Source organism: Lachnoanaerobaculum sp. ICM7 (genome assembly GCF_000287675.1).
GTDB lineage: Bacteria > Bacillota > Clostridia > Lachnospirales > Lachnospiraceae > Lachnoanaerobaculum.
Genome location: NZ_ALJL01000036.1, coordinates 43,738 through 58,819, shown reverse-complemented (window position 1 = coordinate 58,819; position 15,082 = coordinate 43,738). Strand labels below are relative to the sequence as shown.

General features: G+C 37.0%; 17 protein-coding genes and 1 other RNA gene. 1 reads left to right on the top strand and 17 read right to left on the bottom strand.

Annotated elements, in window-relative coordinates:
* Positions 1 to 60 precede the first annotated feature (60 nt).
* From HMPREF1140_RS11920 to HMPREF1140_RS11895, 6 genes are read right to left on the bottom strand one after another with little or no spacing between them, the layout of a single operon-like run.
* Positions 61 to 2,112 (bottom strand): polysaccharide biosynthesis protein, encoded by a 2,052-nt coding sequence (locus HMPREF1140_RS11920; RefSeq protein WP_009664078.1) that lies wholly within the window; start codon positions 2,110 to 2,112, stop codon positions 61 to 63.
* A gap of 30 nt (positions 2,113 to 2,142) precedes the next feature.
* Positions 2,143 to 2,865: a hypothetical protein gene (locus HMPREF1140_RS11915; protein WP_009664186.1), complete on the bottom strand. Its 723-nt coding sequence runs from the start codon at positions 2,863 to 2,865 to the stop codon at positions 2,143 to 2,145.
* A 16-nt stretch (positions 2,866 to 2,881) separates the two neighbouring features.
* On the bottom strand, positions 2,882 to 3,880 hold the full coding sequence (locus HMPREF1140_RS11910; protein ID WP_009664139.1) for an LCP family protein: 999 nt from the start codon (positions 3,878 to 3,880) through the stop codon (positions 2,882 to 2,884).
* Positions 3,877 to 4,557, bottom strand: coding sequence for a CpsD/CapB family tyrosine-protein kinase (locus tag HMPREF1140_RS11905; protein ID WP_009664084.1), 681 nt, complete (start codon positions 4,555 to 4,557; stop codon positions 3,877 to 3,879). The genes HMPREF1140_RS11910 and HMPREF1140_RS11905 overlap by 4 nt, the downstream gene beginning before the upstream one ends.
* A gap of 16 nt (positions 4,558 to 4,573) precedes the next feature.
* Positions 4,574 to 5,254, bottom strand: a complete 681-nt coding sequence (locus tag HMPREF1140_RS11900; RefSeq protein ID WP_242822887.1) for a YveK family protein — start codon at positions 5,252 to 5,254, stop codon at positions 4,574 to 4,576.
* A 26-nt stretch (positions 5,255 to 5,280) separates the two neighbouring features.
* On the bottom strand, positions 5,281 to 5,991 hold the full coding sequence (locus tag HMPREF1140_RS11895) for a CpsB/CapC family capsule biosynthesis tyrosine phosphatase (protein WP_035620565.1): 711 nt from the start codon (positions 5,989 to 5,991) through the stop codon (positions 5,281 to 5,283).
* Positions 5,992 to 6,307: 316 nt separating this feature from the next.
* Here HMPREF1140_RS11895 and HMPREF1140_RS11890 point away from each other — a divergent pair, with 316 nt between their 5' ends.
* Positions 6,308 to 6,970 carry a response regulator transcription factor gene (locus HMPREF1140_RS11890; RefSeq protein ID WP_009664096.1) on the top strand — a complete coding sequence of 221 codons (663 nt, stop codon included), beginning with the start codon at positions 6,308 to 6,310 and terminating at the stop codon, positions 6,968 to 6,970.
* Between the two features lie 41 nt (positions 6,971 to 7,011).
* Here the strand turns inward: HMPREF1140_RS11890 and HMPREF1140_RS11885 are convergent, their stop codons facing one another.
* The 11 genes from HMPREF1140_RS11885 to dapA all read right to left on the bottom strand — a co-directional run bounded on the left by HMPREF1140_RS11885 (position 7,012) and on the right by dapA (position 15,074).
* The gene (locus tag HMPREF1140_RS11885; protein WP_009664210.1) at positions 7,012 to 7,605 is read right to left on the bottom strand and encodes a TlpA family protein disulfide reductase; all 594 of its coding nucleotides are present in this window, start codon (positions 7,603 to 7,605) and stop codon (positions 7,012 to 7,014) included.
* Positions 7,606 to 7,679: 74 nt separating this feature from the next.
* Positions 7,680 to 8,432, bottom strand: a complete 753-nt coding sequence (locus HMPREF1140_RS11880) for a hypothetical protein (RefSeq protein ID WP_009664193.1) — start codon at positions 8,430 to 8,432, stop codon at positions 7,680 to 7,682.
* A gap of 41 nt (positions 8,433 to 8,473) precedes the next feature.
* Complete coding sequence (locus tag HMPREF1140_RS13615) at positions 8,474 to 8,635, bottom strand: CD1871A family CXXC motif-containing protein (protein ID WP_009664104.1); 162 nt, start codon at positions 8,633 to 8,635, stop codon at positions 8,474 to 8,476.
* Positions 8,632 to 9,720: a HAMP domain-containing sensor histidine kinase gene (locus HMPREF1140_RS11875; protein ID WP_009664136.1), complete on the bottom strand. Its 1,089-nt coding sequence runs from the start codon at positions 9,718 to 9,720 to the stop codon at positions 8,632 to 8,634. Before HMPREF1140_RS11875 ends, HMPREF1140_RS13615 begins: the two co-directional genes overlap by 4 nt.
* Positions 9,710 to 10,654: a 4Fe-4S binding protein gene (locus HMPREF1140_RS11870; protein WP_009664057.1), complete on the bottom strand. Its 945-nt coding sequence runs from the start codon at positions 10,652 to 10,654 to the stop codon at positions 9,710 to 9,712. Before HMPREF1140_RS11870 ends, HMPREF1140_RS11875 begins: the two co-directional genes overlap by 11 nt.
* A 124-nt stretch (positions 10,655 to 10,778) precedes the next feature.
* The gene (locus tag HMPREF1140_RS11865) at positions 10,779 to 11,147 is read right to left on the bottom strand and encodes a hypothetical protein (protein ID WP_051000451.1); all 369 of its coding nucleotides are present in this window, start codon (positions 11,145 to 11,147) and stop codon (positions 10,779 to 10,781) included.
* Entirely contained in the window at positions 11,144 to 11,635 is a 492-nt protein-coding gene (locus HMPREF1140_RS11860; protein WP_009664137.1) for a Panacea domain-containing protein, read from the bottom strand. The genes HMPREF1140_RS11865 and HMPREF1140_RS11860 overlap by 4 nt, the downstream gene beginning before the upstream one ends.
* Positions 11,636 to 11,821: 186 nt before the next feature.
* An RNA gene (gene rnpB / locus HMPREF1140_RS13100) (RNase P RNA component class A) lies at positions 11,822 to 12,140 on the bottom strand.
* A gap of 41 nt (positions 12,141 to 12,181) precedes the next feature.
* Positions 12,182 to 13,438: a tRNA(Met) cytidine acetate ligase gene (locus HMPREF1140_RS11855; RefSeq protein WP_009664048.1), complete on the bottom strand. Its 1,257-nt coding sequence runs from the start codon at positions 13,436 to 13,438 to the stop codon at positions 12,182 to 12,184.
* Between the two features lie 2 nt (positions 13,439 to 13,440).
* The gene (gene dapB / locus HMPREF1140_RS11850; protein WP_009664062.1) at positions 13,441 to 14,193 is read right to left on the bottom strand and encodes a 4-hydroxy-tetrahydrodipicolinate reductase; all 753 of its coding nucleotides are present in this window, start codon (positions 14,191 to 14,193) and stop codon (positions 13,441 to 13,443) included.
* Positions 14,193 to 15,074 (bottom strand): 4-hydroxy-tetrahydrodipicolinate synthase, encoded by an 882-nt coding sequence (dapA, locus tag HMPREF1140_RS11845; RefSeq protein WP_009664066.1) that lies wholly within the window; start codon positions 15,072 to 15,074, stop codon positions 14,193 to 14,195. Before dapA ends, dapB begins: the two co-directional genes overlap by 1 nt.
* Positions 15,075 to 15,082 lie beyond the last annotated feature (8 nt).

Sequence of the window (15,082 nt, the reverse complement as noted above, 5' to 3'; positions counted from 1 at the left end):
ACTCTATACAAAGAAAAAAGCCTACAAGACTGCTCCTGTAAGCTTTTTAAGTTAATAAAATCAATTTGCTGCCTGTGGTAAGTCTTCATGATGTAATCCGTTTGCAATTTCATTTTTGTTATCAAATAATTCACTATTTATGCTGTCGACTTGCGCTATATGATATGTTGTCACTATCTCCTTTATATGTTCACGGATATTTCCGTTGTTCTCTCCCATATATACGGATAATAACTTAAGCTGTTTTAAAAACTTATCTTCATTAAAATCAATAGGCTTACCTATACTTATCAGTTTATTCGGTGTAGTCTCGAGGCCTTCCTCGGACATAAGTCTCTCTTCAAAGAGTTTCTCACCCGGACGAAGCCCTGAGTATTCTATCTTGATATCTATATCGGGGCGCAGTCCTGAGAGTCTTATAAGATTTCTTGCCATTGTGTCTATCTTTATAGGTGTACCCATATCAAGGACAAATATCTCACCGCCTTTTGCATAGTTTCCTGCCTGCAGTACCAAAGATACAGCCTCCGAGATTGTCATAAAATATCTGATAATATCGGGATGTGTGACTGTGACAGGACCTCCGGCTTCTATCTGCTTTTTAAACTTAGGTATTACGGAACCGTTGCTTCCAAGCACATTTCCGAATCTGACAGCCGCAAACTCTGTAGTGGGATTTTCTACAGCACTATAATACTCTTCCATACCGATAATTCTGTTATCCTTTTGCACCTGTATAGGTCTAAGCTCACCTGCTCTTCCTTCCTTTACTTTCCTTGCAAATGTCTGGATAATCATTTCACACATTCTTTTGCTGGCTCCCATTACATTTGTGGGATTTACCGCCTTATCTGTTGAGATAAGTACAAATCTTTTACATCCGTAATGTAATGCCGCAAGTGCAGTATTGTATGTTCCCATTACATTGTTTTTTATAGCCTCACAAGGGCTGTCTTCCATAAGCGGAACATGCTTGTGTGCCGCCGCATGATATACCACATCAGGTTTGAATGTTGCAAATACCTGTTCAAGCTTCTTTAAATCTCTCACAGATCCTATTATTGTATCGAGATTCAGCTTCGGATAGTTCATCAACAGTTCCTGCTCAATCTCATAAGCATTGTTCTCATAAATATCAAATATTATAAGATGCTTTGGTGAGTGCGCAGCAATCTGCCTGCAAAGCTCACTTCCTATAGAACCTCCTCCGCCTGTTACCATGATAGTCTTACCGTTTAGATAGTTGAATATCTCATCAAGATCCACTTTTATAGGCGCTCTTCCAAGTAAGTCTTCAATATTAACGTCCTTTAGATCTTTAACGGCAACTTTACCGTTTGCAAGCTGACACATTCCGGGTAAATTTTTCAGTATACATCCTGATTCCTTGCAGATATTTAATATCTTACTAAGTTCCTCAGGACTGCTTCCGGGTATTGCCACGTATATTTTATCTATTCTGTAATGCACTACATTATCAAGTATTCGGTTTCTTCCGCCTACTATCGGTATATTGTCAACCGTTCTTCCCCATTTTGACTTGTCATCATCTATAAAGCAAATCACGCTGTCATTATAGTCAACCGATCTTTTGATATCTCTTAAAAGCAATCTTCCCGCATTTCCCGCACCTACTATCATCACTCTTGACATATCTTTTTGTGATTTTCTGACATTTTCTCTGTCTGAACGAAGTAAAAGCACAAATCTATAGGAAAAGCGACTTCCAAGAACTGCCAAAAATTGTATCAATATTCCAAACAGATAATAAGCTATCGGCATTCTTTCAAACATCAATGTAATAAGTAAAGTATGTAAAAATCCTGTTATAATGCTTGCATACATTACATGCTTTAATTCCGTATAGCTTGCAAACTGCCAAATGCTTCTGTATAGCTTCAAAGCAATAAAAGTTATCAAGGTTATGAGGGTATATATCGGAACAAATTTTGACCACGCCAATATATATTTACCCTCAATATGTGAAAATTGTAAATCAAAGCGTAGCCATAGTCCTATAAGATATGACAAATTTACCGCAATCATATCATAGATAGCCAGCATTACAGCCGCACCATGTAAGTATTTTAGTTTAACGTCATGTTCTTGCATTTTTCCCCATTGCCTCAATTTTAAAATTTTTTATTTGTAAATCACGCAAACTGTTGATGAGCCGTTCAGCAAAACATCTATAGTCTTTGCCTGATAATTTATTCCTATTACCTGTACAGGTGACCATGTACCTGTAATATTGGCATAGGCAAGTACCTTTATGTCCTTACCCTCCACTATGTTGGGTACATATATAGTTACTTTTGTCTGAACATCGGCAATCTTGCCGTTTGCATCTGTAGTAAGTATCGCAATAGTTTTATCCAAAGCTTTATATTCCGCATAGTCTTTTAAAGCTGTTGCATCATTTATATTTCCGCCTTGGTTCAAGCTGTTTATACTTGCGACTGTTTTTTCAGGAAGTCCTGTGGTTTCGCTTCCTGCTGCAGGTGTTGTGGCATGACCGTTCTCAAGTGCAGCTACAAAACGAATTGCGGTAGATGCTACCTGTGTATTTGTTGCCGAGCTTTGAGTATTTGTCTGATTGTTTGTTTGAGTACTTGTGCTCGAGCTTGAATATGAACCTGTTACTCCTCTGCGAACGCTGCCGCCTCCGCCGCCTCCGCTTCCGCCTGAACTTCCGCCGCCGCTTCTTCTGTGGCTGCCGCCGCCACCACCTCCGCCGCCGCCGCCTCTTCTGTGGCTACCTGAACTTGATCCGCTTCCTCCTTGTATACTGGAAGCGCCGAATGCTCCGCCTGCCATTGAAACAGCCAATATGCATGCCAACACTGCTATACCTTTTTTCTTCATATCTCTATCCCTTTCTTCATTCCTCTGTATAAAACAGTTCAATAATTTTATTCATTGCTTTTTCACGGTCTGCATAAAACTCGTCATAAAGCCCTGTTTTCTTATTTTCACCCTCAAGCACATAAAATCTGTCTTCATTGAAGTCGTCATCCGCCATGGCACAGGCACCAAGTTTTAAAATCATATCTTTTTGCATATCTGTATAACAATACGGGTCGATATCTCTCAATATATTTTCTATAAGTGAATCTCCATTATATTTTTTAAGTTTATTTTGATATGCTTCAATGTATACTTTGTGTGCCTCTATTCTGGTCATTGCCGAAAAATCTTTGTTTGTATCTCTATATCTCAAAAACTTTTCAGCCAAATCTCCTTTCAGATTAACCTTTGCCCCTTTTATAAAAGAAGGATCAGCTGCTTCCATACCTTCATAAGGTATTACCACATCAACTCCGCCTATTGCATCATTGATTGTTTTTATTGCAACCGTATTCATGGCAAAGTATTGATCTATATATAATCCTCCAAAAAGATCGCTTACAGATTCTTTCATAAACTCCGAGCTTATTTCATTTCCGTCTCCAAATGCATATGCCATTGTAATATGTTGCAAAGTCTTTCCTACGATATCTCCATTTACATCTGTAACCGGAATTTCCGTCATAGTATCTCTCGGTATGATTATCATATTTAATTTATTACTGTTTGTGTCCCATGCTATAAGTCCTATACCGTCAGCCTGTCCGCCTGAACCTGCATCCTGTATATAGTACATATCTACATTTGAATCTATTCCCAGTACAAGTATTGCCTTTACATAGCTTTTCCGTCTGTAATTTTTACCTTTAAAACTTATATGCCCGGTACCTGAAGCTACATCGGCTTTATTTGTCAATGTAGTGGCTATCGCCCTGTACCTGTTGTTTTGCCATATATTTATAGCTGTAATTGTTACTGCAAGTAAAAGCAACACACAAAACCCGACTGTTTTTTTCTTTATATGTGTTTTCATTTTTTATAACTGTAGTAATCGCCGTAGTATTTATAATGATAGCTGCTTTTTTTCATCTCCAGTCCGTTAAGAACAGCACCTAATATCCTGCAGTTTACTTTTTCAAGCTGATCCTTTACTTTTTTTACCATCCTTTGACTGACTGTGGAGCTTTTTACCACTATCACCGCACCGTCAACACATCTTCCGATAATTGCCGCATCCACAATATTTGTAAGTGGCGGAGTATCTATTATTATGTAGTCATAGGCTTCTCTCTGTGCTTTTATAAATTCATCAAGTCTCGGCTCATACAACAGCTCTGCAGGATTCGGTGCATAAGGCCCTGCAAACACCACATCAAGATTTTGAATATTCGTTGTATAAATTATATCTGCGGTATTCATTCCGCTTAAAAACTGACTCAGTCCTTCAACACTTTCTTTTATCTGATACCTTGTGGTCAGTACTGACTTTCTCATATCCGCATCGATATACAATATCTTCTTATCTATTTGTGCCAGGCTCATTGCCAGCTGAAAGCTTGTCTCCGACTTTCCCTCACCCTGTATTGAACTTGTAAAAAGTACAACTTTGATATTTGAACCTGAGAATTGAAGATTGGTTCTTAGCATTCGCATGGACTCGTCATATAAAAAGCCTTTGTCCATTCCTTCAAGATTGAATAATATTTCCATGTCTCCCCCTCTCAAGTTATTTATTCTTTTTGTATTCCGGTAAGCTTGCAAGTATTGTGAGTTTCAGATTCTTTTCCAGGTCTTCCTCGCTCTTTACACTGTCATCCAGAAGTTCTATCGCTACTATTATTCCCGAAATCAGAAATATTCCCAAGATTGCTCCCATCATGGCATTTTTCTTTATGCTTGGTCCCGATTTTTCTTCCGGTGCTATTCCAAGCTCTATTATTTTTGGAGGAACCACCTCCATCAAATCGCCTATATATTTTGATGATGAAAGTGCTATCTGATTTACAATTTCCTTTGCATTTTCAGGATTGGGATCAGTCACCGTCAGTGACAATATTCTTGTATCCAAAGGATTATCCACTTTCAGCTTTTTTCTCAGCTGCTTATAATTAATATTAAGCCCGAGTTTTTCTATAACCTCTTCAAGTACAGGTCTGCTCTGTATCATGATCTTATAGTCTTTTGTAAGCTGACTTCCTATTTGAAGATCTGCCAAAGAGTTCAATGTTGTCTCTTTTGACAAGACATACATCTGTGATGTGGACTGATACTGCGGTGTGATAAAAAATATGCTGAAAACCGTCGCTAATACAAACCCCAGTATTCCTGCCGATAAAATCATCCACCATTTTTCTTTTAATACAAAGATAAGTTCGAGCAGATCTATTTCTGTCTCTTCATTTGTCATTCTTTCCTCCATTTATCTACTCCATTCTATTTCTGTAATATTACGTTTGCATTTTCATATGTCATTTCTATCAGATACTTTTCCGCATTCTTTGAAATCCATGATAATGCTTTTGTGATTTCAGGTTTCCTTAAGTCAATTCTATGCATATCTGTAGCCATAAAGGAAATATTACCTTCCTTTATCTTCTTCTTACACCAAAGTGTATTCATATTGAAAATTCCACCGTTCAAACTGCTGTAGTTCATTTGAAACAATGCACCTAAGGTTTTTATTTCTTCAAGTCTCTTATTCTTTCTTAAACATGAATACCGCTCAACATGAGCAAATACCGGAATAAAGCCGCCAAAGATTATATCTCTTGTTGCCATCTTCAAGTAATTGAAACTTACTCCGGGATCAAATTCCACCAGAACATAATTGCTGCCTGCCAGTGTCAGATACTTTTTCTTTTTCAATGACTCTATAGTGTCTTTTGAATAAAATATCTCCTGTCCAGTATAAATATCACATTTGATATTTTCTTCTTTCAGTTTTGTGTTTAATACATTTATTTTTTCAACTATCTCCTCGGGTCTTAGGTTCGGCATGTTATGTGGCGTTGCTATTATTTTCTCTATACCTTGACTAACTGCCATATCTATAAGTTTAAGAGACTCGTCAGGATTTCTTGCTCCGTCATCCACACCGAAAACTATGTGGGCATGAATGTCAATCAATCGGTTATTTCCTTTCATATATGTTTATTTTCTTTTAAAAAGAACTTTTTCTTTATACTATTATACAACCGAATATTATTTATTCAACGAAAAAATTAAGATTACTTAAAGACATATTAAGAATTTTGTCAACTTTGTTAAAACTTTGTTCTCTACTTTCAGTCTGCTTTTCAATAGACGTTCTTCCATTAATAAACAGCAGTGTTTTTATTCTATAAATGAATGTTTTGATTCTTTTCATTCATAAAATTTGTGTATTTATTCACTTTTCCTATATTGCCATTCGTGTAATTTCATTGTATCTTTATACTTATCAATATTTCAGGGAGATTATATGCGACTTTTAATATGTGAAGATGAAGAGGATATTTTAAACGGACTTGCAAAGGGACTTCGTAAACTTAACTATTATGTGGATACGGCTATGGACGGCGAAGAGGCTCTGAGTCTATATTTTGAATCCGAGTACGATCTGATAGTTCTTGATTTGAATATGCCGAAGCTTGACGGTCTTGAGGTTTTAAAGGTTATAAGAGAGGATAATCCTGACTGTAAGGTCATTATTTTATCTGCAAGGGATACTTTAAATGATAAGGTTCTGGGACTTGACCTCGGTGCAAACGACTATATGGTAAAGCCCTTCCACTTTAAAGAGCTGGAGGCAAGGATAAGAGCATTGCTTCGTACTTCATACAGCGCAAACAATGACTGTATAAAGCTTGACTCTCACGGTATTACACTGTTTGTAAATAAAAAGCAGGTTCAAAAGGACGGTGAAAATATTGCTCTTACTCCGAAGGAATACGCTATTTTTGAGTATCTTTGTCTGCATAAGGATACTTTGGTTTCTGCCGATGAACTGCTTGAGCACAATGTAGATATGAATGCAAGTGACGCCTCAGGTGTTATAAAGGTACATATAGCGGCTATAAGAAAAAAACTTGGAAGCGATGTTATAAAAACAAACAGAGGAATGGGCTATACTATAAATGACTAGTATGCCCATTCCTCTGTTATCCTATATATTTAATCCCTACATTATTTAAGCTTTTCCAACACACCCTCAACGGCTGCTGTAAATGCCTCAAGATTTCTGCCACCCTGTATTACGCCTACTATATTTCTGTCAGAATCTACAAAGAATGTTGTAGGAAAAGCCATAAGACTCATTACAAAGTCCTCAGTAGCACCTTCAGGAACTATGTTCTGATATGTAACTTTGTTCTTATCAATTATTTCCTTAACAGCATCCAAGTCTGTTCCGGCATCCTGTGCAAGACCGATTACATTCACATCTTCGTCTTTCATGCTTTCATAGAGTTTTTGCAACTCAGGAATCTCCTGAACACATGGACCGCACCAGCTTCCCCATACATTTACAACTGTAAGTTTGCTGTCTTTAAATAAATCACTGCTTATATCCTCTCCTGAAACAGTCTTTGCAGTGAACTCAGGGAACTTCTTATCTTCTTTATCGGACTCAGCCTGTTTGGAATCTTCCGCCTTGGCATCAGCCTGCTTTGACTCTGTAGTTGTGGCCTCACTTGATGAAGTCTTGCTGCTTGCATTACAAGCACTTATTCCGGCTGCCATCATAAGAGCCATACCTAAAATCAATATTTTCTTCCTCATAATTACTCCTTATCTATAATACTGTGGTAGTATACCATAACTTAGGTAAAGCTAAGGTTAAGAAATTCAGTATTCTATCTTAATATTACCACTCTGCTTACATTTATCTCAGGCGCTTCTTTACTATCACCTGTAAGCATGAAGTTATCAGACCATACGAGGACTTTATCACCTTTTTTGATATCTGAAAACTCAACTTCTTCACCTGTCGATGAAAGTACAGGTTTTACTTTATTGTCAATACTCCATTTGGCATTGTTTAGAGTATCTTTAAGCTTTACTTTACCGTCAGACTCCTCATATCCTTCGATACTGTCTGTATACATAGGCATATGTAATTTATCAGGTACATTGGTCAGTACCACATATGAATTTACCTGTGGTGGCAAACTCATCATATACTCAGGCGCCACCCATGCATAAATAGTATCGCCTTCCTTCGGTGCATCACTTACAAGTCCTGTAGATATATCTACAAACTTTATTCCCGAATTATCAAGTAAAAGGTCAACTTCATCCGGAACTTCCTGTTCATCTTTACCGGCTGTACTTTCACTGCTTACCGGTTCATTTCCGACATATGATATCCTCTCTATACGTATCACATCATCTGAAATTGATTTTATCTTTCCGTTTTCTGCTCCCGGCAAATAAGGCATATCTGTCGGCATATCAGTGTTTGCTTCAATACTCATACCGGCTTCTTTTGCATCCACACTTTCCGCAACCGTTTCTTTAGTCTCATTTGTTTTTGCATTGTTTGCACAACCCATCAAAACCGATACTGCCGCAGCCGCTATCATAAGCTTTTTCAAATTCTTTTTCATATATTTCTCCTTAAATTTATTTTAACGATGTAATATCGCTATTATCCTATACCGATACATTCAAGGCATATATTGACCGCCTTTTTTAATACTACAAGATGCTCATCTCTTATAACACCGGCTACCACCATTATTGCTCCTATTCCGAGAGCTGCAAATGGAAGTATTCTGCTCTTTTCAGCTTTTTTTATCAATTCTTTCATTTATGTTCTCCTTTGAAATCTATTAAAAGTTCTACAAAATCATTTTTCATACTGTTCGCACTTATATTAAACTTGTGCTTATTCATTATTTCCTTGGTTATTGCAAGTCCGAGGCCGCTTCCGCCGTATTTTTTCGATCTGGATTTGTCTACACAATAAAATGCATCAAATATTTTTTCCAAATCTTCTTTCGGTATTCCGACTCCGTAATTTTTTATACTTAATATATTATCTTTAAGCCTGATTTCAATGCTTGCCTCTTTATTTGAATATCTTATTGCATTGTGCATAAGATTAAAGATTGCCTGTTTTAAAAGTACTCTGTCTGCAGATACGATAAATTTTTTATTATCAAAATCTATACTTATCTTTTGCATTTTACTTTCCAAATCATTTCTTAAATCCGATATTACCTCATCAACAATTGTTTGAAGGCATACTTTCTCAAGATTAAGCTCTTCACCGCTGCTTAAAAGTCTGAGTCCCTGTACTATTGAACTCATCATTTCCACCTGTCTGTCCACTACGTTTACAAAGTCTTTATACTCCTCAACTCCCGGTTCATCGTCCATACTCAAAACTTCCAAGTTTGTCTTTATTGCGGCAACAGGAGTCTTAAGTTCATGCGCGGCATTCTGTGAAAAACTTTTTTGTCTTATATATGACTCTTTGATATTTTGAAGCATATAGTTGAAGGCGTTTTGTAATTCTCCTACTTCGTCTTTTGTCTTAACCACATTTATCTCTTCATTTATTTTATTTATATCAAGATCTTTTATAGTATCCGCAAATGTATTCAAAGGCTTTAAGACTTTTCCGCTGACATACCACATAAGTGCAGTTCCTATCACAGAGCAGAGCATTGTTATATAAAAACAATTTATTCTGAATGTCTCCTGTGCCACATTCATATCCAGCTGAAAACAGTTCTCACCGGCGGCCTCTGTTATATTGGCATTATCCGGCAATATAAATATCGTTGAGGCATTTCCTATATTTATAAGATATGACACTAAAGATATTGTACAAAGCACAGCACCTGTAACCAGCGTCAGTTTTGCTCTTATAGAAAGTCTATTCCACATGGGCACATCCTCTGCAATTTCCACTGCATGTCTTAGCCGCTACAGGCTTATCTTCTTTTTTCTTTCCTAATCCGGCATATGTCATTACAAGTGCGTCATGTCTGCAGGCCGCTGTACAGGCTCCGCATCTGATACATTCCAATGAGTTCGGATTTGCTCTGACATTTATATCCATCTTACATGACTTTTCACAAAGTCCGCAATTTACACATTTGTCCGGAACAAACTCCATCTTATAAAATCCTATTTTGTTAAAGAATGAGTAGAATGCTCCAAGCGGACATATATATTTGCAAAACGGTCTGTATGTAAATATTGATAATGCCACTATTACTATTAAAATGCTGAGTTTCCAGAAAAATAAAAATCCGATAGTGCTTCTGAGTCCTTCATTTGTTGCAAGTAAAGGCAGTGCTCCGCCCAATGTTCCTGCCGGACAGATAAGCTTACAAAAATAAGGTGCTCCAAGTCCGAATTGATTTGTCAAAAACATCGGCAGAAGTATTACAAATACAAGTAATATTGCATATTTTAAGTATCTGAGCGGTCTGTCTATCTTTTCAGGTATTTTAAATTTCGGTGTCGGTATCTTATATAAAAGATCCTGTACAAATCCGAAAGGACATAAAAGTCCGCATACCAGTCTTCCGAGTAATGCTCCTATCAGTATCATTATTCCGAATACATAGTATGATATGCTGAATTTCTTACTGCCTATTACGGCCTGTAATGAACCTATGGGGCATGAGCCTACCGCCCCCGGACATGAATAGCAATTAAGCCCCGGTACACATGCAACTTTGGTATTTCCTGTGTATATCCTGCCTTCAAAAAATCCTTTTAAGTTTGCATTTGTTGCCAGTGTCGCCAATGCCTGTATTATATTCTTTTTTCTCTCTTGAAATCTCGTGTACTTATTCTCGAAATATTTCATCTTACTCTCCTACGTTTAAGCTTTCCTATATTCTACCATGTATTAGGTTAAGATAGAGTAAATCTTTATACAAAAAAGGCAGGTTGATAATCAACCTACCCTCGGCATTTAATATGAAGCTGTTTTATAAAGCATCAGAGGTCATTTTCTTCTGAAACTCCTCAACTTTAATGATACTTTCTAAAAATGTTTCTTCATGTACTGATTTAAAATCTACTAACTGATCTTTAAGTAATGATATATTTACTACAGTTTGTTTATGTGTTCTCAAATAAGAATTTTTGTGTAAAAATGTAAAAACGGAACAATCAAGACTTATGTCATAAATCGGATTCACCTTACTTTTATCAGAAATTGACGATATAGGCAAAACTACATAGTCACCTGCATCCGCCTGACCTATTATTAAACATGGTCTACTTTTAAAACTTTGTCTACGATTAACTCTATCATAATAAGGAACAATGGATTTATAGACTTTTCCTATCATCATAAATCCTCGTAATCTTCGAATTCATCCAGATACATATCCCATATATAGTCATATGGTCTAACCTTTTTTGCATCCTCTTCAATATCTTCCAAAGATAATTTATTATCTCCATTCTCACAAACACTCAAGCCTTTGCGTGCATTTTTCCATGAAATCTCATCATGTGAAAGTTTGCTAAGTTTCCATGATGCCAGTTCTCCGTATTGTGCTATTACATTAGAAACAATATATACTGCTTCATCAGATATTTTTTCTATTTCCTTAGAGATAATTTCTCCTTGACAAAAGCTTTTTCTGACTGCAACACAAACAGGACCGTAACGCCATCCTTCAAATTCATCAGCAAAAAGTGGCTTACCTGTTACTGCAAAGCTTTCTCGCTGTGAAAAGTAAAGCAGTTTATGCAATTTCATCTCATCAATTGCTTCCCCTGACATTTTTTGATATTCATCACAAATATATCGTGCAACATCAATCACTCTTTCCATAGTTACCCTCCATTCTTTTCTTATAAAAATTCGCCATATAAAATGGCACCAATAAAAATACCTACAAGAAAAGACTACTCTATGAATATATGATAACACAATCATATACCTTTATATGTTAAATTTCAATGAATTTTGAAAAATATATTACATACTCATAGTATAAAAAACAGGCTCCCTTTTGGGAGCCTGAGCAAAACATAAGCCGGGTTATGTATTAAACGGTCATCTATCTGGTCCTTATGTTACCACAAGGCTCTAGCAACCTACCTGAACTTCGGACGGGCCGCCCTATTCGCTTCGGTCTTGCTTTGGATGGGGTTTACACTGTCCCCATATGTTACCATATGAGCGGTAGTCTCTTACACCACCTTTTCACCCTTACCTTTCGGCGGTTATTTTCTGTTGCACTTTCCTTGGAGTCGCCTCCACCGGATGTTATCCGGCATCCTGCCCTATAAAGCCCGGACTTTCCTCACACTTGTGCGACCGTCTGTTTTACTAAAGGATACTTTAACATCCGGGAAAAGATTTGGCAAGGTAAAATTATACCATAACCACATTCCTTCTGTACGGATTACAAAGCTTTTCACCGTATTTTTCAAAATAAATTGAATTGTATAAAAAATCGGCGTAGATATTATTTTCAAATATTTTAAGACTGGCAGGACTTAATATATTCCCTGCATTACTTACCTTACTGATAATCGGAAGCTCACTTCTTTTTTTCAGTTCCGAAAGCAGATCGCCTGCATCCTTTCTGAAACCTAAAAGCATCGGATAGGCGACCATATTTTTTTCCGCCTTTATCTCTTCCAATAATTTCTTTTTATGATTTAAAAGCAGATGAAAAATTGCTCTACTTATTCGGGTGTATGTGAAGTTCTTACTTTTAAGCTTCAAAATAAAATCACCGTAGTTTTTATTTTCAAGTTCAAATATATTTTTCTCCATAGTATTGGCAAGTTCTTTTGAAACATCGCAATACTCTGAAAGATCATCACCCTTACCTAGCTTTTCCAATATGCTTCTTTGTACAGTAAATAAAAAATCATCATCAAACACAGGATTACTTTTTCTAAATAAATCTATATTTACATCGGGTATGGCAGTTTTTATGCTTTCCATAAATATATCCGAGTTTGATTCACTGACAAGCCTTCTGATGGCTGTAGCCGATGAAAACTTGCTCTCCTCTATTTCCTTTTCATGGTAGCCGCTTCCGCTTCTACTGATTATAACAGGATGAATATCAGCATTAATTAGTCTTATATTTTTTAGATACTCGATTGCAAGTATATTATTGGGAGAAGAAAGTATATTCTCTATCTCAGTAATATCTTCCCTCTCCCGTTCTTTCAATGCCTCTATTATCGCATTATGCCTTGCTTTGGCATAGTTTAGCCCCTCCGCCATATATTTTTTTACAGCAAGCTCCTGCTCTTTATCCGTCAAAACTTTTGCTACAGTATCAAGAAGTTTGTAATTGTCATTTTCAGCACCGAAAGATATAAAGTCTGCTCCAAGTATTTTTAAAAGACTTATCCCAAATCCCGCAAAATCATTTGCACTTGCACCGCTAAACAGAGCCGGAATTTCAAAAACCGCATCAATTCCGACATTTAACGCCATCTTCGTTCTTATGCTTTTATCAAATATAGCCGGTGCTCCTCTTTGTACATAATTACCGCTCATAATTGCAATTATATAATCGGCACCTGACATTTCTTTTGCTTTTTTTATCTGATAATCATGTCCGTTGTGAAAAGGATTATATTCCGCAATAATCCCCAATATCTTCATATTTAGATTACATCACTCATATCATATAATCCTGCAGTCTTACCCTGTAAAAATTTCGCTGCCGATATCGCACCGTTTGCAAAAATCTTTCTGGAATATGCTCTATGACTGAACGTTATTACCTCATCTTCACCTGCAAAGATCACATCGTGATCTCCGACTATTGTACCGCCTCTTACAGCAGAAAGCCCTATCTCATCAGCTCTTCTAGGCTCATGTCTTTTGCTTCTGTCATAGGTATAAGTAAGCTTCTCATCCATATTTTCATTTACCGCATCCGCAAGTAAAATAGCCGTACCGCTCGGTGCATCAAGTTTTCTTCTGTGATGTGCTTCCACTATCTCTATATCAAAGCCTGCAGCTCTAAGTGTGGGAGCTATCTGTGCCAAAACTTTTGATAGAGTGTTTATACCCAAGGACATATTTGCTGAACGAAGAATCGCTGTGTTTTTTGAAAGTTCATTGATTCTTCCGATTTGTTCCTCGCTTAGTCCTGTGGTACAAATAACGGCAGGTATCTTTTTTTCTTCAATAAAATCCAGAAGATTATCCACAGCCTTCACTGAAGCAAAGTCAATTACGGCATCCGCCTCTATATCTATCTTTCTTATATCGTCAAATACAGGAAATCCTAAGTCCACATCTGTATTTAAGTCAACTCCCGCAACTATTTCAACAGTTGAATCCAAAGCTATAAGCTCGCTGACTACCTTACCCATGGCTCCGTTTGCACCGTTTAATATTATTTTAGTCATTATAATATACCGTACTCCTTCATAGCCTTAGCCAAAGCATCCTCATGTGCCTTTTCCATCTGTGTAAGAGGAAGTCTAAGCGGTCCTACATTCTTTCCCTGTAAGTTCATTGCAGCCTTTACAGGTATAGGATTTACCTCTGTAAACAAATTCTCTACAACATCAAGAGCCTCTATCTGCATCTTTCTTGCCTTTACAAAATCACCGTCAAGTGCGGCCTGACACATATCATGTGTCTGTCTTGGAGCTACATTTGATAAAACTGATATAACTCCTTTTGCTCCGATACTCATAAGCGGAACAACCTGATCGTCATTTCCTGAATACATATCTATCTCAGGGCAGAGTCTCAAAGTCTTTATTGCATTTGAAAAGTTTCCGCTTGCCTCTTTTACACCGACTATATTAGGTACATTATTTACCAGGTATGCAATAGTCTCAGGCTCGATATTTACTCCTGTTCTTCCCGGAATATTGTAAAGCACAACAGGAATATCTATTGCATTTGCTATTGCACTGAAATGCTGTATAAGTCCTTTTTGTGTAGCTTTATTGTAATAAGGTGAAACCACAAGCACACCGTCAGCACCGTATTCCTGTGCTTCTTTTGAAAACTCCACAGCTGTTTCCGTAGAATTTGAACCTGTACCTGCAATTACCGGAATTCTTTTATTTACTATCTCAATTGTTCTCTTTATAACATCTAAATGTTCTTCTATTGTAAGAGTTGACGCTTCACCTGTTGTACCGCATGCAATAATACAGTCCGTACCGCCTGCTATCTGCTCCTCAAGTATTTCCTCCAATTTATTATAATTTACACTACCGTCTTCATTCATAGGTGTAATAAGTGCAACACCTGCTCCTTCAAATATAGCCATAAATGACC

What these genes read in the sequence shown, in the direction of transcription:
- HMPREF1140_RS11920 (WP_009664078.1), bottom strand. Translation starts at nt 2,112, where the DNA reads ATGCAAGAACATGACGTTAAACTAAAATACTTACATGGTGCGGCTGTA.
- HMPREF1140_RS11915 (WP_009664186.1), bottom strand. Translation starts at nt 2,865, where the DNA reads ATGAAGAAAAAAGGTATAGCAGTGTTGGCATGCATATTGGCTGTTTCA.
- HMPREF1140_RS11910 (WP_009664139.1), bottom strand. Translation starts at nt 3,880, where the DNA reads ATGAAAACACATATAAAGAAAAAAACAGTCGGGTTTTGTGTGTTGCTT.
- HMPREF1140_RS11905 (WP_009664084.1), bottom strand. Translation starts at nt 4,557, where the DNA reads ATGGAAATATTATTCAATCTTGAAGGAATGGACAAAGGCTTTTTATAT.
- HMPREF1140_RS11900 (WP_242822887.1), bottom strand. Translation starts at nt 5,254, where the DNA reads ATGACAAATGAAGAGACAGAAATAGATCTGCTCGAACTTATCTTTGTA.
- HMPREF1140_RS11895 (WP_035620565.1), bottom strand. Translation starts at nt 5,991, where the DNA reads ATGAAAGGAAATAACCGATTGATTGACATTCATGCCCACATAGTTTTC.
- HMPREF1140_RS11890 (WP_009664096.1), top strand. Translation starts at nt 6,308, where the DNA reads ATGCGACTTTTAATATGTGAAGATGAAGAGGATATTTTAAACGGACTT.
- HMPREF1140_RS11885 (WP_009664210.1), bottom strand. Translation starts at nt 7,605, where the DNA reads ATGAGGAAGAAAATATTGATTTTAGGTATGGCTCTTATGATGGCAGCC.
- HMPREF1140_RS11880 (WP_009664193.1), bottom strand. Translation starts at nt 8,432, where the DNA reads ATGAAAAAGAATTTGAAAAAGCTTATGATAGCGGCTGCGGCAGTATCG.
- HMPREF1140_RS13615 (WP_009664104.1), bottom strand. Translation starts at nt 8,635, where the DNA reads ATGAAAGAATTGATAAAAAAAGCTGAAAAGAGCAGAATACTTCCATTT.
- HMPREF1140_RS11875 (WP_009664136.1), bottom strand. Translation starts at nt 9,720, where the DNA reads ATGTGGAATAGACTTTCTATAAGAGCAAAACTGACGCTGGTTACAGGT.
- HMPREF1140_RS11870 (WP_009664057.1), bottom strand. Translation starts at nt 10,654, where the DNA reads ATGAAATATTTCGAGAATAAGTACACGAGATTTCAAGAGAGAAAAAAG.
- HMPREF1140_RS11865 (WP_051000451.1), bottom strand. Translation starts at nt 11,147, where the DNA reads ATGATGATAGGAAAAGTCTATAAATCCATTGTTCCTTATTATGATAGA.
- HMPREF1140_RS11860 (WP_009664137.1), bottom strand. Translation starts at nt 11,635, where the DNA reads ATGGAAAGAGTGATTGATGTTGCACGATATATTTGTGATGAATATCAA.
- HMPREF1140_RS11855 (WP_009664048.1), bottom strand. Translation starts at nt 13,438, where the DNA reads ATGAAGATATTGGGGATTATTGCGGAATATAATCCTTTTCACAACGGA.
- dapB (WP_009664062.1), bottom strand. Translation starts at nt 14,193, where the DNA reads ATGACTAAAATAATATTAAACGGTGCAAACGGAGCCATGGGTAAGGTA.
- dapA (WP_009664066.1), bottom strand. Translation starts at nt 15,074, where the DNA reads ATGGCTATATTTGAAGGAGCAGGTGTTGCACTTATTACACCTATGAAT.